Annotated in this window: 12 protein-coding genes; 4 read left to right on the forward strand and 8 right to left on the reverse strand. The window is 44.1% G+C overall.

Annotated features, from left to right (window positions below; translation table 11 throughout):
* Positions 1 to 305: 305 nt before the first annotated feature.
* The 4 genes from K1Y79_RS16390 to K1Y79_RS16405 all read right to left on the reverse strand — a co-directional run bounded on the left by K1Y79_RS16390 (position 306) and on the right by K1Y79_RS16405 (position 5,193).
* Complete coding sequence (locus K1Y79_RS16390; RefSeq protein ID WP_220251249.1) at positions 306 to 1,886, reverse strand: DHA2 family efflux MFS transporter permease subunit; 1,581 nt, start codon at positions 1,884 to 1,886, stop codon at positions 306 to 308.
* Positions 1,887 to 2,030: 144 nt separating this feature from the next.
* Entirely contained in the window at positions 2,031 to 3,158 is a 1,128-nt protein-coding gene (locus K1Y79_RS16395) for an HlyD family secretion protein (protein WP_220251250.1), read from the reverse strand.
* 51 nt (positions 3,159 to 3,209) lie between these two features.
* A complete protein-coding gene (locus tag K1Y79_RS16400) occupies positions 3,210 to 4,577 on the reverse strand; it encodes a TolC family protein (protein WP_220251251.1) in 1,368 nt (455 codons plus the stop codon).
* The gene (locus tag K1Y79_RS16405) at positions 4,567 to 5,193 is read right to left on the reverse strand and encodes a TetR/AcrR family transcriptional regulator (protein ID WP_220251252.1); all 627 of its coding nucleotides are present in this window, start codon (positions 5,191 to 5,193) and stop codon (positions 4,567 to 4,569) included. Before K1Y79_RS16405 ends, K1Y79_RS16400 begins: the two co-directional genes overlap by 11 nt.
* Before the next feature lie 819 nt (positions 5,194 to 6,012).
* Between K1Y79_RS16405 and K1Y79_RS16410 the strand changes: the two genes are divergently transcribed.
* From K1Y79_RS16410 to K1Y79_RS16420, 3 genes are all read left to right on the forward strand, one after another.
* Positions 6,013 to 6,912 (forward strand): carbohydrate kinase family protein, encoded by a 900-nt coding sequence (locus K1Y79_RS16410; RefSeq protein WP_220251253.1) that lies wholly within the window; start codon positions 6,013 to 6,015, stop codon positions 6,910 to 6,912.
* A gap of 127 nt (positions 6,913 to 7,039) precedes the next feature.
* Complete coding sequence (locus K1Y79_RS16415) at positions 7,040 to 8,149, forward strand: carbohydrate-binding family 9-like protein (protein ID WP_220251254.1); 1,110 nt, start codon at positions 7,040 to 7,042, stop codon at positions 8,147 to 8,149.
* Positions 8,142 to 9,230 (forward strand): family 10 glycosylhydrolase, encoded by a 1,089-nt coding sequence (locus K1Y79_RS16420; protein ID WP_220251255.1) that lies wholly within the window; start codon positions 8,142 to 8,144, stop codon positions 9,228 to 9,230. The genes K1Y79_RS16415 and K1Y79_RS16420 overlap by 8 nt, the downstream gene beginning before the upstream one ends.
* 2,280 nt (positions 9,231 to 11,510) lie before the next feature.
* Here K1Y79_RS16420 and K1Y79_RS16425 read toward each other — a convergent pair.
* From K1Y79_RS16425 to K1Y79_RS16440, 4 genes are all read right to left on the reverse strand, one after another.
* Complete coding sequence (locus tag K1Y79_RS16425) at positions 11,511 to 13,052, reverse strand: RagB/SusD family nutrient uptake outer membrane protein (RefSeq protein WP_220251256.1); 1,542 nt, start codon at positions 13,050 to 13,052, stop codon at positions 11,511 to 11,513.
* Between the two features lie 24 nt (positions 13,053 to 13,076).
* Positions 13,077 to 16,031 carry a SusC/RagA family TonB-linked outer membrane protein gene (locus tag K1Y79_RS16430; RefSeq protein WP_220251257.1) on the reverse strand — a complete coding sequence of 985 codons (2,955 nt, stop codon included), beginning with the start codon at positions 16,029 to 16,031 and terminating at the stop codon, positions 13,077 to 13,079.
* A 434-nt stretch (positions 16,032 to 16,465) separates the two neighbouring features.
* Positions 16,466 to 18,070: a DUF6377 domain-containing protein gene (locus K1Y79_RS16435; protein WP_220251258.1), complete on the reverse strand. Its 1,605-nt coding sequence runs from the start codon at positions 18,068 to 18,070 to the stop codon at positions 16,466 to 16,468.
* Between the two features lie 17 nt (positions 18,071 to 18,087).
* On the reverse strand, positions 18,088 to 19,107 hold the full coding sequence (locus tag K1Y79_RS16440) for a helix-turn-helix transcriptional regulator (RefSeq protein ID WP_220251259.1): 1,020 nt from the start codon (positions 19,105 to 19,107) through the stop codon (positions 18,088 to 18,090).
* A 685-nt stretch (positions 19,108 to 19,792) separates the two neighbouring features.
* On the opposite strand from K1Y79_RS16440, the gene K1Y79_RS16445 reads away from it, so the two are divergent.
* Positions 19,793 to 21,301: a slipin family protein gene (locus tag K1Y79_RS16445; RefSeq protein ID WP_236059671.1), complete on the forward strand. Its 1,509-nt coding sequence runs from the start codon at positions 19,793 to 19,795 to the stop codon at positions 21,299 to 21,301.
* Positions 21,302 to 21,342 lie beyond the last annotated feature (41 nt).

Here is a 21,342-nt window from a genome sequence, read left to right on the forward strand (position 1 = left end):
TGTGAATAAATATCCAACATCATAATGCGATGATCTTGTCCCGGCAATTCGGGCAAGCCTGCCGGTACGATCTGCGACTAGTGACTACCGGTACGGGATTAATTTGAGGGAAAGTAGTACCCGGGGGGCTTGTCCAGGCCTTGGGTTTTTATATCCAACATATAACGCTGCGTTACTCTCACGCTGCAACCACATGCATTTCCATCCATAAAAGTGTAATAATAAAAAAAGCCGGAATAAGATTATTCCGGCTCATTACCTAAACCTACAACTGTTACACTGTTAGTAACATATCTTAAATATCTTTAGTGCATTGCACTTGCGTCTACTTTACCACCTTTCTTACTTCCTTTCACCATCAGCACAAACGGCACACACACCAGGAACAGTAAGCCTAAATAGAGGAATACATCCATATAAGACAGTACAGTCGCCTGCCTCATCACACTCAACTCCAGGGATTGATAAGCACTTCCCGCCGCTTTTTTCAGGTCCATGCCTTTTTGGACAAAGCTGGCCATTGTTGCATTCACCCTGTTTATGACAGCAGGGTTGTTGCTATCCAATTTACTTACCAAATCCATTCTGTGCAGCTCGTTACGGCGGGATACAAATGTAGTAATCAATGCTACGCCAAAAGATCCGCCTAACTGCCTCATCATACCCGTAAATGCTGCACCTTCACCAATCTGTTTACCTTGCAGCGTAGAAAGAGACAGGGTCGTAATTGGAATAAACAACATACCCATACCAATACCACGTACAATCAGCATCCAGAAGAAAGCTTCAGAACCCGTATCCGGTGTAATGATTTTATATCCCCACAGACAGAATACGAAGAACAGGAACATACCTGCTGCTACAAGATACTGCTGCGGTACACCTTTTTCCAGCAGCTTACCGATGATAGGCATCATGAACGCAGTGGTCAGTGCCGCCGGTATCATCAACATACCAGATTGTGTAGCTGTCCATCCAAGCAGGCTCTGTGTATACAGCGGAATGATAAAGGTTGAACCATACAATCCGAAGCCCATCAGAAAGGATAATAATGTACCTACCCGCAGGTTCCCATTCGATAATACCCTGATATTCACTATCGGATTCTTATATACCAGTTCCCGCCATATAAAGAAGAAGAAGCCCAGTACCGCCGCTATTCCCAAAATCAGTATTGTCGTATCATTAAACCAGTCATCTTCCTGTCCGCGCTCTAACACATACTGGAGTGAACCAACTGCCAGTGCCAGGAAACCAATTCCCAGCCAGTCAATTTCACTGGCCGCTTTCTTCTCACCATACTGCGGACTTCTCACGAATTGCAGTGTAAGCAGGGTTGCAACTACACCGATAGGAATGTTGATATAAAATATATAAGGCCATGTAAAGTTATCTACTATATAACCACCCAGTGGCGGACCTAACGTTGGTCCGATAATCACACCCAGACCGTAGATGGCCTGCGCCATCCCTCTTTTTTCAGGAGGATAACTTTCAGTAATGATGGTCTGTGAGGTTACCAGCAATGCGCCACCACCTAAACCCTGGATAAAGCGGAATAGCACCAGCTCCCACATGGTTTCTGCGTTACCGCAAAGGAAAGAGGATATAGTAAATATAATGATGGAAACAGCAAAATAGTTACGGCGTCCAAACTGTTGTGACAACCAACTTGTCATCGGTACGATAATTACGTTACCGATCGCATAAGCTGTGATCACCCAGCCAATCTCACTTAGTGTAGCACCCATGTTACCACGCATCTCATTCAATGCCACGTTCACAATGGTGGTATCTACGATCTCCAGCAAGGCACAAAGTATGGCAGTAATTGTAATGATCACCCTACGGGCACCATACTCTACCAATGATTCCTGTTGTATCACGTTATTAATTTTTTATATGATGATCAGTTCCCGAATGTTCCCGCCAGGTGATACGAAATATGCAGTAGTGTATATGCCTGTCCGTAAATAATACCTGTTTAGTTCTCCGCCGTACCACACCAGCGGGATCATTCGTTACTGACATTAGTCAAGATGTACGTCCACCTCTGCGTTCATACCAGGACGCAGCTGTTTCACTTCTGCCTGATTCAGATCATTAAATTCGATCTTTACGGGAAGACGCTGTACCACCTTTACAAAGTTACCGGAAGCGTTGTCTGGAGGCAGCAATGCAAAACGGGCACCGGTAGCAGGGGAGAAGGAGGTTACTTTACCTTCAATAGATTTTCCAGGGAATGCATCAATATGCACACTTACTTTCTGTCCCAGTTTCATTTTGTTAAGCTGGGTTTCTTTAAAGTTGGCCACAACCCACACATCATTGGAAAGTACTACGCTGAACAGCGACTGACCTGCCTGTACCAGCTGTCCTGGCTGCACAAATATCTTTGACACTTCACCATCTGCCTGCGCTGTAATTACTGAGTAGCTCAGTACCAGGTTGGCATTATCCAGTTCTGCCTGACGCTCTTTAATGATTGCTTTCGCTGCATTAATCTGTTCAGCAGTCGCATCACTTTGTGTAGATACTGCGTTCGATTGGCGGGAAGCTACTTTCTTCTGTTCCTGTAGCACGTTCAGCTGACGTTCAGCAGTTTGCTTTGCAGCCAGTGCCTGCTCATATTGCTGCTGTGTGATAGAGTGATCTTTAATCAGGTTGGCATAACGATCGTAGTCCTGACTAGCACGCCATACGTTTACTTTCGCTGCTTCGATCTGTGCATCTACGGCAGAGATATTAGCCTGCGAAGAAGATATATTAGAACGGGCCGCATTGGTACTGGCCACTGCCACCTGAACATTTACTTCAGCAGCAGCCAGCCCTGCCTGGGCCTGCGCCACTTTGATCTGCAGATCTCTGTCATCCAGTATCACCAGGGTATCGCCTTTCTTTACCCGCTGGTTATCTTTTACCCTCACTTCCTTTACATATCCTGTGATACGGGGTATTACAGGACTCACGTTTGCTTCTACCTGCGCGTTATCTGTTTCTTCATGGTGAAGGGAGTGTATATATTTAGTGACACCAAATGCACCACCACCGATCACCAGCACAGCCAAGACGATGATGAAACGGTAGTTTCTCTTCTTGGGAGCCTCCTGCATATTGTTGGCGCCTTTATTAGTAGTTGTAGCTGATTGCGTTTCCATATAGCGTATATATGATTATTACTTTTTAAAATTCTTTAATGAGATAGAAAATTACCTGATAGCTTCTGCGCCTGTTTCTGTAAGCACTCCCGCCGTCTCCAGCAGTTTGGTATATGATACCACTGCATCAGCTTTTGCGAAAGCGTAGTTCAGTTTTGCCTGGATATTGGCAACGTCTGCTTCCAGCAGGTCTGTTGTTGTTGCGAGATTGTTTTCCTGCTTATTCTTCACTATCTTATAATTCTCACTCGCCTGATCAATTGCTTTCTGATAAGCCTCGATTTTCTTCTGGTTGACCAGGTAATTCTGGTAAGCCCTGTTAATAGTCAGATGTATGTTATCGGCCAGCAGCTCTTCATTTACCTGTACTTCCTGTAATCTTACCTTTGCTTCATTCACCTTTGAACCTGATTTCCAGAATGAAGACGGAGAATATTTCACACCGACACCCAGGTTAAGCGCGTTGGTTACAGTCAATGCATTAGGCACATGAATAGCGGCATAACCACCAGTCAGGCCTATAGAAGGATAATATTCACCTTTGGCAGCCTTGATACCCGCATTAGCAGCCTTCTCCCGGATAGTCAGGGCAGCAGCATCTTTACGATTTTGCAAAGCAATCTGTTCCCACTCGGTAACCGCCTTTGAAGCAGCAGGAGCCGATTGTTCAAAAGTGTTCACATCAGCTACCAGTTCCGTCGTATCAGGTAAACCTATCAGCAGGTTCATAGCGATACTTGCCAGCTTCAGGTTACTTTCAGCTTCCATTAGTGAAACTTCCACATTAGATTGTTGTAGCTGTACTTTTAATAAGTCGTTTCGGGCTATAATACCGTTCTTTTCCAGGTTGGTAAAGTCGGTTACGCGCTGCTGCTGCTGCTTCAGATTTTCACGCACCAGTTCCACTGCCTGCTGAGATTTGTACAGATTGCTGTAAGCGTTGATTGTATTCTGTATCACCGCCTCACGATCTTTATCCGCGTCCAGCTTTGCAGCTTCTGCCAAGTACCGCGCTGATTCTTTCTGGCTTTGGATAATAAAACCGGAAAAAACAGGCACTGATACAGTTGCCATGGCATAAGCCAGGGAATTTACTTTAGGAGAAGAGCCCCCGCCTGAACCTGTACTATCGCCACCTAGTTTGAGTTTCAGATCGACATTTGGTTCGTTTATTCTGAGATAGGAGCCTGACACACTTACATCAGGTAATTGCGCATTGTTAGCTGTCTTAACGGTGGCCAGCGCAGCGTCGATCTTCGTTTTGCTGAGTTTAAGTTCTTTACTGTTCTGTATACTAAGCGATATGGCTTCTTTCAAAGACAGGCTCTTCTTGTCCTGCGCAAAACTGGTATAAGGTATAGCCAGTATAGCGCAAACTGCCAGAGACCATAGCCGCCTGTATGTCGTATTAAGCTTCATGGAGGAGAATGGCTTTAAACAAATTTTTCAAATGATTGCTTGTATGAATAATTAAATATTCCTGTAGTTCACTATCTGTGAGGTGTTCCAGATTACTCATGCGCTGAAAGTGATGCCTTGTTGACATGATATGATTCGTTGTACCCGTCAGGGTCGTTACCATCATCAAAACGTCTACATTCTTCTTGAAATGCCCTTTTTCCTGTCCTTCGGAAATGAATGCGCGGATAACCTCGTACGCTTCTTTCTTATTCTCGTGAATTAGTTCGTTGACGGCAATATCTGCCTGGATCTGTGCACGCATCATCATCAGGTTAAAGCACGGATTGCTCATTATCCTTCTTACAAACCTTTCTACCAGTGATTCCAGTCTTTCAACATAGCTTTTTGAAGTATCAGCTAAGGTTTCAGTTAATGTTGCTTTCCAGGTGATGATCCTTTTCAGGAAAATAGACTCAATCAATTTCTCTTTTGAGCCGAAATAATAAGAGATCATTGCGATGTTCACACCAGCCTCATGAGCAATATCCCTCACTGATGTTGCATGAAAACCATGCAACGCGAATAGCTTTTCTGCTGATTCCAGGATAGATAATTGCTTTTGATTGTATTCCATGTGTTAAATCCAATTGTTGACACAAAATTAAACAAACATTTAATTAAATCAAACGACCGTTTAAATTTCACCCTGTTATAATATATTTTTAAGCAGATTTTAAGGTACTTGTAAAGTTTAAGGAGAAATTACTAACAGCAGGCGGAGCGGTATTCACAAAATCTTCATCCGATGGCTGGGCTTTTAAGGCTGATAATTACAGAATGAACAGTCAGATTCTGATAAGGGGCAAATGAACATAATGACCTCAGCAATTACTATTTTTTCATTCTACTTTTGATCCGTTGATTTGAAAATCGAACACAACAAATACAGATTGATCGCAAGGAAACTGTATCATATTGAAGAGAAGCAGAACGACCTGCTGTTAACCAAACCATTCATCTTTATTATGCTAAAAACTACTTTTTAAATGAAACACGTCAGTAACAACTGTTTGTCCATATCCATTATCTGAAAAACCAGTATCGGATAAAAACGTAGTCAATCCGGCTTTCTATTCACCATTATTAAACCTGTCTGACCGCATTGGATTTCAATGCGAGAGGACACATCCATTGCTTGTATCTAAGGCATTATAAGTTATCTGTAATGCCCTGAGGCTACGTTTTACGGTCTTCCGATTACATCCAAGGTTGATAACGAGGTACCCCGGGGCGCTTTCCAGCGCACCGGTCCTTTATAGCTGTCATCATCCATTATTTAAGCGCAAATACATTGACAATGACTGCCTTCCTGAAATTTCGATGCCTCAATTTGAGCAGGAAAGACTATTATTATATCATCAACATCTTATTACTGAGCACAAACACATCAATTATGACACAATATCAAGTAGCCTGTTTTGGAGAAGTGCTCTGGGATATTTTGCCTGATAAGGCCTTACCCGGAGGAGCTCCAATGAATGTGGCCTATCACCTTCAGAAATTGTCTGTTCCTGTAGCAATGATATCCAGTGTAGGAAATGACGAACAAGGACAATCCCTGCTGGAGATAATGAAAAAGTATCAGCTTACGACAGACTTTATACAAAAAGACCCGGCTCACGAAACCGGGAAGGTATATGCCCAGGCATCTCCGGATAATCCGCTGGAGATGAAGTATGATATCGTCAGGCCCGTTGCCTGGGACTATATCGACTTCACCCCGGCATTGAAAGAACTGGCCCAGCAACCCAACGATACCTACCTCGTATTCGGTAGCCTTGCGGCCCGCAATACTACAAGCAGGCAAACATTGCAATCATTGCTGGAAGGGAATCGCACCTTTATCCTCGATATCAATCTGCGCCCCCCGCATTTTGAGAAAGAATTACTTGTCTGGTTACTCCACCAATGCCATGTTCTTAAACTGAACGAATCTGAACTGGCAATGATCGGTGGCTGGCATCAATGGCCTGATACAATAGAAGGACAGGTAAAAGCACTAAGCTCTCAATATAGTATCCAGACTATAATCGTAACACTGGGCGAAAACGGTGCTGCCCTGTTTTCAGATGGAAAATTCTACCGGCATCCGGGCTACAAAGTAAAAGTGGCTGATACCATTGGCAGCGGCGACGCTTTCCTGGCAGGCTTCATATATAGCACCATCAAAGGATATACACCTGCAGATACGCTCTCATTTGCCTGCGCAATCGGAGCGCTTGTCGCCTCCTATTCCGGTGGCTGTCCCGATTATAAACGAGAAGAAATTACAACATTAATGGCCGCCCATTAATTGCTGGCAACAACACCTATAAGAGCATAGTCTAAGATTGTGCTCTTTTTTTACATTTTAATCATCCGATAAGACCATTCATTGAAAAAAATATAAAAATAGCAGGCAGCTTTCCTATATTTAACTCATGTCTCAACTTATTCGTCATGTGATCACAGGAATGGGAATGGTATGCCTGTACCTACCATCCTTCGCACAACAAAAACAGGCCTATGTGCCACCCAGGCAATACAATACCTATCAAACCACTGCTCCCATTAACATCGACGGCCTGGCCAATGAAGAAGCCTGGTCAAAAGCTGTCTGGAGTGATGACTTCACCGATATCGAGGGTGATAAACAACCTGCTCCTGCCATGCGCACCCGCATGAAAATGCTGTGGGACCAGCAATACCTGTACATATTCGCAGAAATGGAAGACCCACATGTATGGGCAACACTGCACCAGCATGATACTATCATCTTCCAGGACAACGATTTTGAAGTATTTGTAGATCCTGATGGAGACGGAGAAAGATACTTTGAGATTGAAATCAATGCCCATAACACCATCATGGACCTGTTCATGTCAAAAGCCTACCGCGTAGGCGGCGATGCCTTAATGACCTGGGATACCAGAGGACTTAAAACGGCAGTTCAGATTGATGGCACCTTAAACAACCCGACAGACAAAGACAGAAAATGGACGGTTGAAATGGCCATTCCCTTTTCTGCCTTCGCATTTTTTAACGAAGGACTCACCCCTAAAGACGGTGCCAGCTGGAGAATCAACTTTTCAAGGGTAGAGTGGGATACGGACATCGTAAACGGACAATACGTGAAACGTAAAAATCCGCAAACCGGCAAACCACTGCCTGAACATAACTGGGTGTGGTCACCGCAGGGTATTATCAACATGCACGCACCTGAAAAATGGGGATACCTGCACTTTATCAGCAAACCGGCAGGCAGTACTCCGGTTACTGTCAAGCTACCTGCCATTGAAGCCGCCAAGGAACATCTTTGGGAGGTATATGCCAAACAACAGCAATATCGTAGAAAAAACGGCCGCTATGCAGCTACCTTGCAAACGCTGGGTATTACCAATACAAACATTAAAGAACAAGGTGTAACTTATACCTTACAAATGGAAGGCATTACAAACCAGTTCACGGCAACACTACTCGACAAAAACTCCAGACAACGCTGTTCTATTAACCAGGAAGGTAAAATATCTCAAAACGCATCACATGAATAAACGCAATTTCCTGAAATCCGTAGGTCTTGGCAGCCTCGCTATAATACAGCCGGGCATCCCATCTTTGTCTGCCACGGCAGCTAAGACACCGTCTCAACCGGCTAAAAAGGTAAGACACCGCGTCTGGATTAATCCGGATGAGAACGACACGGCAGCTGATCTGCAAAAGCGCTATGCTGCTTACAAAAAAGCTGGCATTGGCGACATCTTTTTCGAGGCAGACAGTGAAAAACACTTCAGAGCAGCGAAACAGCATGGCATCATGGCCCACAGATGGATCTGGACGATGAACCGCGGTGAGAAAGAACTACTGGCCAGTCATCCGGAATGGTATGCCAAGAACAGGAAAGGCGAATCCTGTGCAACAAATCCTCCCTATGTAGATTACTACCGCTGGTTATGCCCAAGCAAACCGGAAGTTATTAACTACCTGAAAGAACAGGCAAAAGCGGTACTGTCTAAAGACTATGTAGACGGTCTGCATCTTGACTACGTACGCTATTGTGATGTGGTATTACCTGTCAACCTCTGGAGCAACTATGGCATTGATCAGTCCAAAGAACTACCTGAATACGATTTCTGTTACTGCGAAACCTGTAGAGAAAAATATAAAGAAGAGAAAGGAGTAGACCCACTTGAAATGGAACATCCTGACCAGATTCCATCATGGAGAAGATTCAGGTACAACCGCATTACTAATGTGGTAAACAATCTTGCAGCCGTTGCTAAACAATACAAAAAGCCAATTACCGCTGCCGTATTCCCGACACCGGATATTGCTAAACGTATTGTACGCCAGGACTGGGTTAACTGGCCGCTCGATTCTGTCAATCCTATGATCTACCATGGCTTCTACAAAGAAGATGTCAGCTGGATAGGAGAAGCTGTAACAGAAGGTGTCAGCGCGCTACATGGTAAGTTCCCGCTGTATGCAGGTTTATATCTTCCTGACTTCAATGGTAACATGGCCGATCTTGAAAAAGGTATACGACTGGCTATCCAGCACGGCGCTGCCGGTGTATCATTATTTGGCGGTGTCACGGATGAAGTACTGCAGACTTTACAAAAAGCAAGTGTCTAAGCAAACCATGTCAGCTATAAATGACCGGCTATCTTGAAGAGCTATGCTGCAAAGACCCGACGGTCTTACCTCGCGCAACAAAAGATACCGTCTCAGCAAAGATTGAAAACTATCCGGGGATCAGGAATGATCCCCGGTTTCAGCTTTGACTTAACCCTGTGTTTCTAAAATGACTTATACCTTGAAAAACCTGCTCGTTACACTCAACCAATAGTCCCTATAAAAACCCAGCTCAGTTGCTGTGATATTCTTATTTTATCCCTCTTCTGTGCCTGATCCATACCTGATCCACACCTGATCTCTGCCTGATCCATACCTGATCTGTACCTCTTCTCTGCCTCTTCTGTGCCTGACCTACACCTCGCTGATGCTTTATCTATAGCTCTTCTATAACTTCTTCATACCTGATCTCTGCCTGATCCATACCTCTTCTCTGCCTCTTCTGCGCCTGACCTACACCTCGCTGATGCTTTATCTATACCTCTTCTATAACTTCTTCATACCTGATCTCTGCCTGATCCATACCTCTTCTCTGCCTCTTCTGCCTCCTACCTGTTCTGCATCCATTTCATCCCTGTTTCCTGTTATAAAATTTACCTATCTGCGCAACACAAAATATTTCCAGACACCAGGAATAGTATCCGGGATTAACGTGATAACCTACTATCATGCGGATTGAGTAAATCTTTACTGATTATCTTGACATCGAATTATACTATGAGAATATCCGGGTGCCAGAAATAGCACCCGGGTGCTTCAATGGATTCTCTAACTATAATTGCGACTCCCAAAAGTGTCTAAATGATTACAGCCATTCCCACTACATGCTACGCCACTTACACCTGCTACGCTAAATACCATTCTCCCGCACTTACACAACAGTATGTACCGGCTACACATGTATGCCTGAATTACGCCGCACAAAATTTTTGGAATTGGTGCCTGACCTGTAATTGTTGCTCATTTGCAACCGTTGACCTCATCCCAATAACATTTCTTATCTGTCAGAATGACAAAAAAGCACCCTCTATAGCAGGGACGAAGCCGGGTAGAACAAGCTTCGAACTAGCGACGAATTAGCGACGAACAAGCGACGGTATCTTCCCTGCAAACACACCGCCTTCAACCTGCCAAACAGGCATATAACACCTACCACATTACCTACCACCTCTCCATCACACCACAATTCCGCATTTGAACTTCAGCCTGCCTTACAGCAATTTCCCACACAAGAAATAATAAACCAGGTACCAGGATTAGTGCCCGGGAATGATCTTGTGTTTGTTGTGTTAAACCCTCATTAACATCAAACATTCTTCTCTGATTGAAATGCTATACCCGTTATTTAGCTAACAATTCTTTATTAGAAACAAAGGTTTTAGAATCCAGGTATCAGGACTGACACCCGGGTACACATCGTTTGTTTAACCCCTAAATAAATAACCATGTAAACAAAGCAACATAGCTACCCCAATAGCCCTATGTCAATTTCCGGATTCCCCAGTGTATGAAGAAACAGTGTCTTTATCATTGTATATGAAGTGTAAGTTTGCATCTCTTTCATCAGATAAATATGCTGCTGCATTAGCATGCAGATATGGTTAACTAAAAAGCTGTTATTATTCTGCCATTCACAGTAACATGATAGAACAAATGTAAACCGGTGTTTTTAATTAACCTTACATCATTACATTCATTCAAATAACAGCATTCATTTCATTCAGTTGGCGTGTGCATAGAGAGTTTGAAGTGAAAAATGTGTAGTAGTTGGAAGTGAAGCGGTAGCAGCTAAAAATAGCCATTCGTCATGATAATGTGAGGTTTCATCGGTATTTTGAGGGATATTTTTCGTTCAGTATTGAGATGTGCCCTGAACAACTATTAATCAACTACACCCGTTTACGTTATAAAACATCAAATGCCTATTCCCGGTGGAGGTAACCAATCTCTACCCCCAACCGGGTAATAAGCTGCATCAAAATTCCACCACATTTCCACGCTGCACTATCTTTATGCCCGCTCAGGCTTCATCCCGCCCGCAGCAACATTCCCCCCGCCACCATCTATCCCACTCCTCACAAATGCTTAGAACATACAGTATCCGTGTGTGATGAAAGTTTTAATGCATATAACTATACTATTAAGAATACAACTATTCTACGCTATCCTGTATACGCGCAGCATCGGCCCTGAATAACTATACGATATAGCCATTATCATAACCTGACCTGTACCAAAAATCAGGAGAGACTGCACTATACAGCCTCTCCTGATAAATTATTAATAACCTTCATTCTGTTGCAGATTCCTGTTAACGGCCAGATCCCTGGTAGGAATAGGGAACAACAGGTTCTTAGGATCGTCATTCGGTTTCAGCTGCCATGGCTGCAGAAACTTACCAAAACGGATCAGGTCCTGCCTGCGCCATCCTTCCCAATACAACTCACGGCCTCTTTCATCTATCAGCTTATCCAGGTCAACAGCTGCCCAGCTACTGGCTTTCCTGTGCGTACGAATAGTGTTCACTATCGTAAGTGCATCGCCAGCCCTATTAGTACGCAATAACGCTTCTGCCTTCATCAACAACACATCAGCATAACGCAGAAACACATAGTCATTATTGGCATTATTACTACTCTTGGTCTCGTTGTTCGTCATATCCGGCGGATATTTCACCACCCTTATACCGGTCACTTCCAATGTATTCGGATCTGTTTCCTGCAATTTCAACTCTCTGGTGAAGATCAACGGATTACCTTTTCTGTCTTTCAACGCTGTACCACTTGCATTTACCTGCTGACCAACAAGGAAACCTACTTTAAGTCCGCTTCTGTCTGTCACGCCCGGATAATCACCTCCGCGACGTACATCTGTCGCCTCAAATTTGTCATAAAAGTCAGAGATCGTTGCGTAACCGTTCCATCCACTTGGATCCTGATTATAGTGCAGGGTAGGAGCCCAATGGCAGAAAGCAGCATTACCACTGCGCACAGTACTATAACCTGGTCCGTTACGCTGAGTGAAAATGTTCTCCTTCGAGATAGCATCGTTGTTAAAGGCAAAATTGTCGAAATAGTTAGTCAGGCTATACCTGCCACTGGCCGTAATATCATCCGCCAGCTCTATCACTTTCTGCATATCTGCCGGGTCGAATGTCGGAGCCTGTCTGTTGGCAAATGCACCTTTATTCAGGTAACATTTCATCAGCAGGGCACGGGCTGCATTTTTATTTGCGGTGAAAGCAGGCACGTTCTCGTCCAATGCATCAATGATTTCGGTAAGTTCCCCGATTATATAAGTAGTCGCCTCTGTGCTCGTCATTACTCTGGGTGCATTCAGCAGGGTATCTCCCGGATTGCGGAAAGGTACCTGTCCCCAGCCATCCAGAACGGTAAACATAGCAAACGCACGAAGGAAACGGGCTTCTGCTGCCTGACGTGCAGAAGGCTTAAAGCTCAATACATTCGTAGCAAGGAACTGTAATTGCAGAATGTTAGTGAACGTATTGCTGATATACGTATGATCTGGCGTCCAGTTATGCAGCTTCAACGCTCTCCATACACCGTTATCATCCCAGTCGCCACCACGGGTAGGCGCTACCGCTTCATCTGCGGTCATCTCCTGCAGTGCCCAGAAGTTGGATTGATCCTGATAGGGTAACTGTAAACCATTATAAGCAGCCTCTAGCAAAGCCGGAACCTTGATAACTGAATCTGCCTGTGCACGCGTTACGGTAGAACCAAGTTCCTCATCAAGTGAACAAGAGGCCAATCCGAATCCTGATGCAGTAATTAATATGATGAATAATTTACTAAGTCGCATATTAAAATGTTTTAAATCAGTGAATTACAACGAGAAGTTAATACCTGCGAGGAAGTTCCTGGCAGTAGGATAAGGTGAATACTCAATACCAAAAGACGTTACGCCATTGATACTTTTATCTGTGTTCACTTCTGGGTCAAAACCGGAGTACTTCGTGATAATGAAGAGGTTTTGTCCGGTGATATACACAGACGCATTTTTGATCACCTTACCTATATTCCCGATACTATAACTGATAGTGGCATTATCCATTTTCATGAAATCGCCCTTTTCCAGGTAGCGGCTGGATACTGAAATGGGGTTAGAAAGACTTTCCTTCGTGCCTACCAGATCAGCTGCTATGTTTCTGGATCCGAGGTTGTTGATTGGCAATACGGTATTAGCAGTGTTATTATAAACATCAAACCCGTAAGCGCCATGCATACTGATATTCAACGCCCACTTCTTATAGTTTACAGCACTGATGATACCAAGCATAGTCTTAGGGTTTGGATCTCCTCTGTAAAACAATGTGTTACCGCCATCTGTATATACACCCTGGCCATTGTCGTCAAAACCTTCAAATCTTCTGAGATAGAAAGTATTTAACGGCTCATTATTTACCAGGCGTTGTGCATAAGCATCAGATACGCCCTGACCACTGATAGAACCGGTCAGTACCGGCGGACCATCATAATTCTGCAGTTTGTTTGTCAGGAAAGTTGCATTTACACCAAGGTTCCAGTTGAAGTTTTTGTTGGATATAATGTCTCCGCGTAATGCCAGTTCTATACCCTTGTTGATAACATTTGCCGGCAGATTGATCCAGTAGTTGGATGCAGGCGCTGGCTGAATGGCCGGAAAGTTGAACAGCAGATCTGATGTATTCTTATAGAAGTAATCAACGCTACCATACAACCTGTTACCGAAGAATGCATAATCGATACCCGCATTCAACTGTTTGGAACTTTCCCACTTCAGGTTAGGGTTGGCCACGTTACTTAAATTAGCAGTACCGTTTGAATTAAGGACATATTGCTCCTGTGAAGCACCCGCAGGGAACTCCTGGTTACCGGTAATACCCCAGCCAACACGTAAGGCCAGCTGATTGATCGTCTTGTTGTCTTTCAGGAATGCCTCATTGCTGATGTTCCATTTTGCAGCGAATGAAGGGAAATAACCATACCTTTTATTTTCACCAAACTTGCTGGAACCATCAGAACGAAGGGTAGCGGTTAAGAGGTATTTGTCCAGGAAGTTGAGGTTCACCCTGCCAAAGTACGACTGCAGCTGTGACTTTGGATTGCGGAATGACCTGATGAAAGTATTGGTCTGAGAAGGGTTCTGCAGAATATCAGTGTACTTCAGCTCATCAGTGGTAAAGCCTAGTCCGCCGAGATTCCTTCCTTTATAATCAAATTTCTGGCGTTCATAACCTACTACTGCACTCAGGAACAGGGCAGTAGACAGTTGCTTGTTGAAGCTCAGGGTATGTGTCATTAACTGCGAAGTCAGGGTAGTGGTACCATAATATGCCTGGCCGTTGCTGAATATCTGCGGCAGGTTGATAAAGGATGCTAACTGCGTTTCGCGTTCACCTACCTGGTGATTGATACTATACACAAAACGATATTCGAGTTCATCAGTCAGTTTGATATTAGGAGAAATGTTAGCCAGGATACTGTTGATGTTTACCTTATCATCATAAGCAGCCGACATGGCCTCCGGGTTAATGGCAGAACCTACCCCCAGTGTGTTGAAAGACCCGTCAGGCTTCTTCAGTGCGAGCGTAGGGTTCCATTGCAATGCCTGTCCGATAAGACTACCTGTAAATCCGGCATTGTTGGTAATCGGAGCAATCTGCTCGGTGGTATGTGCAGCCTGGATGAAGTAGTCAACACCTAACTTTTTACTTTCCAGCAGTTTATATTGTCCGTTCAGATTGGCAGTATATTTCTTCAAACCGGTTTTATTAACAATACCCTGTTGGTCCAGCATACCGAAAGAGGCTCTGTATACACCAGATTCACTGCCGCCACTTATACCAACGTTAACATTGTGCGTGGTACCGGTACGCAGTATACTTTCCATTGGGTCAACACTGGCACCTTCATCACCGCCGGTCAGGCCATATTGTTTTAATGCACTGCGGTAACCCGCAGCATCCAGCACATCCAGCTTTTTGAGGATCTGGCTCATACCGGCTGAGTAGTTAATATCCAGCTTCGGCTCGCCTGGAATACCTTTTTTGGTGGTGATAATCACAACGCCGTTAGCGCCTCTTGCACCGTAGATGGCGGTAGCAGATGCGTCTTTCAGAACGTCCATGGATTGGATGTCGAAGGAGTTGATGAAGTTCAGCGGGTTAGCGTCTGGCGTCTGGCCAAGACCACTTGCATCTACAGATGGTTTGGCGGTACGGCCATCCAGGGGCATCCCGTCAATTACGTACAGCGGCTGGTTACCGGTTCTGACAGAAGAGTTACCCCTGATCCTTACCGTGGTAGCTCCACCCGGAGCGCCACTGTTGGCAATCACCATGAGACCAGCTACTTTACCCTGGATCAGTTGATCAGGAGCGGTGACGATACCGCGGTTAAAGTCGGCTGATTTAATAGAGACTACCGAACCAGTGAGGTCTTTCTTACGGGTGGTACCGTAACCTACTACTACAACGTCTGTGAGGGTAGTACTGGTAGGCGCTAATGAAATGGAGAATTGAGACTGGCCACCGATAGTTACTTCCTGTTGTACATACCCGACAAATGAGACAACAAGCGTGGTTGCAGTTGCAGGTACATTGAGTTTAAAAGTACCATCTGCACTGGTAGCCGTACCTGTGGAGGTGCCTTTCACCTGCACCGTAGCTCCGGGAACGGCATTACCATTTTCATCCGTGATCTTGCCGGTCACGGGTTTGGTCTGAGCGCTGGCTACACCTGCAATCAGCAGTAATAACGAGCATAACAGACGCACCTTGCGAAATAGAAGATTGGTCATTAGATCAGTTTTTATTGGTTTGTGGAATAATGATGCCTGCATGAATGAGTCCGGTAGGCCTGGCGGCCTGCCAAACGTGGAATGAATCTCTGCGCAGATGGCAAATCATCAACGTGGATAATGTCACGCGAAGGCCCTGACTAAATCGAATTAGGGCTTGGCAGTAATTGTTTCATAACGGATATTGCTGACATTGATCTAACGTGGTCTCACTGGTTGCTACATCACCGATTGATTCTGGCTGCGGTTGATTGGGTCAAAGTAAGCCTGCATGAAACAGGTTAACAATTTATATGATCAATATATAGAAAATATTGGCTGAAAAGATGGATACATAAGTTTTAATTTACTGATTAACAATTCATTGTATTCACATTATCATTATACATATATAACGATAATACCCGGGTTTTCTTATCATTTTCACCCCCGTTTCAGAGGGCTTTGATGTCCATTAGTCGTTCCTCAAACTCTTCTTTTGGAATGATGGCCTTGTTCTTAATCTTCGTTTTATATGTGTAAATAGTGTTAACTGAGTATTCAAGGATCTGTGCAATTTTCACATTATCGCTGATGCCTATTCTGATCAAAGCAAAGATCCGGAGGTCTGTATTAAGTAATTCGTTGTCTTTTAACCGGATCCTGTCTTCCTCTTTAAAGAAGGAATTGAAGACAGTTACAAAGTTGGGAAATATTTTCAGGAAGATGCGGTCGAAGTTTCTGAATAACTCATCTCTTTCTTCTTTCAGGTCAATATTATTGACCAGGTATCTGACTTCCGCATATTTATTATCCGTTAGTTTCTGATCAGCCAGCTTTTTGAACTTCTTAATCTTGTCCAGGTAGGAGGAATTGATCTGAAAACAGTAACCGATATATTCTTCCTTGATCTTATTGGCTTCCATCAACTTATCATTGATTTCCTGCTGCAATGCGTGTGCCGAAGTAATAACCTGCTGAGCCGCCTGCAGCTTTTTATACTGCCGGGATATAATGATAGCAAGCCATATAAGGGCCAGGAGCAGGAGGGTAGCAATGGCAGAATACACGAATAAAAGCTTCTTCTGGGCTTCAACAGTGTTGATTTTTTCCACCTCAATAATGGGCAGAATGGCGCTGACCTGCACCTTTCTGAGCCGGGCACCATAAAACGAGGCATCCGCTACCGCATATTCGATGTACCTGGATGCATGTTTAACATCACGTTCCTTAAACAGCAGCTCTGCCAGGATGAACATGGCAGTAGTTTCCTTGGTGCTGGACATGATATCAGCCATCGCTGCCCGGGTCATCATCATAATAGCGCTGTCCTGGTTACCCGTACGGATATAGATGTTACCTAATGAAGATGTGGCAATAGCCTGTTGATGCATGGTCAGGTCCGGGTGTGCGACCGTCAGCGTATAATAGTGCTTGGCACTATCCAGCATCTGCTTTTTCTGATACATTAATCCATAGCTATAGTCATAATAGAAAGAATGTGGTTTATATAACATCAGCGCGGAGTCTATGTAGATATTCCCCTGGCGGGTATAAGCCGGGGCGAAATAGGTATCACTGCTATAGTCAGACATGTCGTAGTAGTACCTTCCCATCAGGGAATAGTATTCTGCCCGGGCAGTATCCGGCAGGGAATGCACGTTCACATTGAGCAGATAGTCGCCGGCTTCTCTGAACATGCCTGAAGACAACAATACAAAGCCCAGTTTTACTACCGCATAGTTTACCCGCTGTGAATCGTTCATTTGCCTGGCTAGTTCATGCAGCTTTCGGGCATAGGCGAAGGCAGAGTCATATTTAAAAACTTTAAATTGTTCATATAACTGCTGGCATATCTTGAACTGCTGCTCTTCCGGCAGGTGTTTGCCGGAAGACAACGTCTGTCTTAGTATATTGATTTGTTTGATCTTTTCTTCATCATAAACGCGGGCATTTTCAATTGTCTGATTTAGCCTGTTTAATAAACTATCCCGGGGCGGTCCGGCAAGTGATACTTTACATGCAAACAGTAATAACAAACAAATTAGCTTAGATTTCATTTTTCAGATTTGTGGAACTATTCCGGGTTGTCGTAATTCTGTACTCCCCGCTTTAATTTCTTTTGGATTCTGTCTCTGAGAGAATGAGGTGAGAGCACGATCATACCCTCCGCATACCCCAGGATTTCCCTTTCGAGTTCAAAATTCTGTTGGACCTTCAGATTAATAATAATACCATCTTCCCGGGTCTCGAGGAGCTCCTGGGAATGGTGCATAGGTTTCGTAAGAATGTATGGTGCGTGTTCATGTGTAACAAGTATCCTGACATTCTGGACACGCAGATTACTGGAAACGGTCACGCCGACTACATGTTTGTAATAATCAGCCGGTTCTACATCCTCATTCTCAATATACAAAGGGCCGTCCAAAAGTTCTAATTCTGCTATTCTGTCTAGTGCCAGGTGCATCAGTACGTGTCCTTTTCCTTTTACGCCGACTGCAAACCAGCGGTTTTTAAACTCCTTTAACCACCATACATGATACTCAAATGAGTTACCGGTTTTTGCCTTAAAAGACTGGTAGGCAATCCGTACTACCTTTTTCTGTACTACGGATTGATAAAGTATGTCCAGGTATTCCAACCCTTTCAGGCGTTCATTCTTTTCAAATTCTATTACCGAGCGGGTATTATTTGATGCAGCATAGACATGATCTTCCAGTTTTTGTACTACCTCATTGAGGCTGTTGAAATGAGAAAATCCTTTGAATTGCTTCAGTACTTCTACCGCTTCGTTCATCCGGCTGAGATCTACTTCACTCAGTGGAATGTTGGTGATGCTATACTCCGGATCTTCGTAGGTATAGTACTTTTTTTCTATGACGATAATAGGGGCGCTGTACCCAAGTTTATCACTGCGCATAGCCTGTATATCCATTTGTATGGCGCGCCTGCTGATGCCTTTATGGATGCCTTCATATTCGTACAGTGCGTCGCTGACAGCATCTATCAGGTCGTGCAAAGTCCATCTTCGCCTGCGGTTACGGAGGCAGGAATCAATTGTTCGATAGCGTATAAGGGCATTTTTATTAACAGGCATTCAGCTAATTTTTCAAAAAGTAGAAAAAATATTCTAATGCGCAAAAAAAGTGCGCACATGCGTTTCATCTTTGTATTGTCGTCGTTGATGACACAATTTTTTGAGCTGTGGCGGACCGGATGAAGGCTTCTGAGAGCATTCATAGTATTGCGGCCGATGGCTGGTAATATGCTTCCAAGACAGCAGGACAATTGTTTGCTTAGGGTTCTATGGGTCGCAGGTTCGATTCCTGCTCCTGAATGATCAGGATAGCTCAGTTGGTAGAGCAATAGATTAGCACCGAACCTGAAGGGGTTCATTTATACACTGGACTGATAATCCAGGCTTTTAGCCAGGCAGATGACGGATCTGCCTTAATTAATCCGTCTCACATACAAACAACAGGATCAGCAGCCTGGATAGATGGCAAAAGGTCATTATATCCGATTGCTACCGCCTTGAAAAAGGCAGATACCGTTGTTGAACGTATAACTGATAGTAGGCTGGTAACCGGTTCATCCCTATACCTTTGATGCCCTTGTTCTATTTAGCACACCGGTTATCATCACCCGCGTCATGTTATACTGCCAGCAACTCAAGCCCGCTTCCGCAGGTACCAGTTACCCCGGTTCTGATCCTGGATGTTTATAACAACGAATAAAATCATCCTATACACTATACACAATACCCTTAAAACTAACTAATTATGATATCTCGAATAAAAGTAGCCGCATATAATAAAGCATTGGTTTTCAGAGACAACCGATATGTAAAGCTGTTAAATGAAGGTACTCACTGGACCAAATCAGGAGACGTAGTTGTTAACTACGACATGTTCAAGCCCTTCACCCCAACTATTGACCTGAATATCTTACTACAGAATAAAGATCTGGCAGAAGCGCTGGACGTAATTACCGTTAACCAGCAGGAAGTGGCACTGGTATATGAAAACGGCCTGCTGCATTCCGTACTGACTGTAGGTAAATACGGCTTCTGGAAAGGATTGGTAGAGCGTAAGCACGTGATATACGATATGTATAAACCTTTCCTGCCGGAAGATGACCTTAACGTCTTACTGCAGAACGGAAGACTGGCAAGTATGTTGGATGTTATAAATGTAAAGCAGCATGAAGTGGGCGTGGTATTTGAAAATAACCTGTTGCATTCAGTGCTGACAGTAGGTAAATATGCATACTGGAAAGGTGCGGCAGACCGTAGCTATAAGGTCTATGATATGTCAGCTCCGCTGGTAGCTACCATTGATATAACTACATTTCTGCAGCAGGAGAAACTGGCAGGCAAGCTGGAAATGGTCAATGTACTACAGCATGAACTGGCCATTGTGTATGAAAACGGATTGCTGAAAGGCGCTTATGGTCCGGGAGAATATGCTTTCTGGAAAGGTCCGCTGAAGCGGAAGATAGTTATGGCTGATCTGTCTAAGTATGAGATCACCGAACCTATTGAACGGGCTATATTGCTAAAACAGGAATTGCAGGCCTATGTGAGAGTGTTTAATGTAGAATCTTACGAGAAAGGACTACTATATGTAGATGGTAATTTCAAAGCAGAACTGGCTGCTGGGATCCATTATTTCTGGAAGAACCCTATAGCACTGACTGTATATAAGACAGATATGCGCCAGTCGCAGATGGAGATCAATGGTCAGGAAATCCTGACGAAGGATAAGGCTAACATCCGTATCAACTTCACCCTGCGATACAGCAATGCTGATATCTATAAACTGGTAGAGAACAAAGAATACGAGAAACAATTGTATGTATTGCTGCAACTGGCACTGCGGGAACAGATATCTACCTATACACTTGATGAGTTGCTGGATAAACGGGACGATATTTCACCAATGGTGATGAACCTGGTGAAAGATAAGGCAGCCAGACTGGGAGTAGAACTGGTGGATTGCGGTATCCGCGACATCATACTACCTGGAGATGTAAAAGAGATCATGAACCAGGTACTGATTGCGGAAAAGAAAGCCCAGGCCAACACAATCATGAGAAGAGAAGAAACAGCCAGCACCCGTAGCCTGTTGAATACAGCACGGTTGATGGAAGAAAATGAGATGCTCTTCAAGCTGAAAGAAATGGAATACGTGGAAAAGATTGCTGATAAGATCAGCAGCATTTCAGTGAGCGGGGGAGGAGACCTGGTAGGTCAGCTTAAACAGATATTCGTACCAGCAGGTAAGGGGTGACGCTGTCGTCCCTTACTTTTTCAACATAAAACCCCTGTTTT

The sequence above is a fragment of the Chitinophaga rhizophila genome (assembly GCF_019492185.1).
GTDB classification, from domain to species: Bacteria; Bacteroidota; Bacteroidia; order Chitinophagales; family Chitinophagaceae; genus Chitinophaga; species Chitinophaga rhizophila.

Coding starts and splice junctions, on each gene's coding strand:
- K1Y79_RS16395 (WP_220251250.1), bottom strand. CDS start 3,158: ATGGAAACGCAATCAGCTACAACTACTAATAAAGGCGCCAACAATATG.
- K1Y79_RS16400 (WP_220251251.1), bottom strand. CDS start 4,577: ATGAAGCTTAATACGACATACAGGCGGCTATGGTCTCTGGCAGTTTGC.
- K1Y79_RS16405 (WP_220251252.1), bottom strand. CDS start 5,193: ATGGAATACAATCAAAAGCAATTATCTATCCTGGAATCAGCAGAAAAG.
- K1Y79_RS16410 (WP_220251253.1), top strand. CDS start 6,013: ATGACACAATATCAAGTAGCCTGTTTTGGAGAAGTGCTCTGGGATATT.
- K1Y79_RS16415 (WP_220251254.1), top strand. CDS start 7,040: ATGTCTCAACTTATTCGTCATGTGATCACAGGAATGGGAATGGTATGC.
- K1Y79_RS16420 (WP_220251255.1), top strand. CDS start 8,142: ATGAATAAACGCAATTTCCTGAAATCCGTAGGTCTTGGCAGCCTCGCT.
- K1Y79_RS16425 (WP_220251256.1), bottom strand. CDS start 13,052: ATGCGACTTAGTAAATTATTCATCATATTAATTACTGCATCAGGATTC.
- K1Y79_RS16430 (WP_220251257.1), bottom strand. CDS start 16,031: ATGACCAATCTTCTATTTCGCAAGGTGCGTCTGTTATGCTCGTTATTA.
- K1Y79_RS16435 (WP_220251258.1), bottom strand. CDS start 18,070: ATGAAATCTAAGCTAATTTGTTTGTTATTACTGTTTGCATGTAAAGTA.
- K1Y79_RS16440 (WP_220251259.1), bottom strand. CDS start 19,107: ATGCCTGTTAATAAAAATGCCCTTATACGCTATCGAACAATTGATTCC.
- K1Y79_RS16445 (WP_236059671.1), top strand. CDS start 19,793: ATGATATCTCGAATAAAAGTAGCCGCATATAATAAAGCATTGGTTTTC.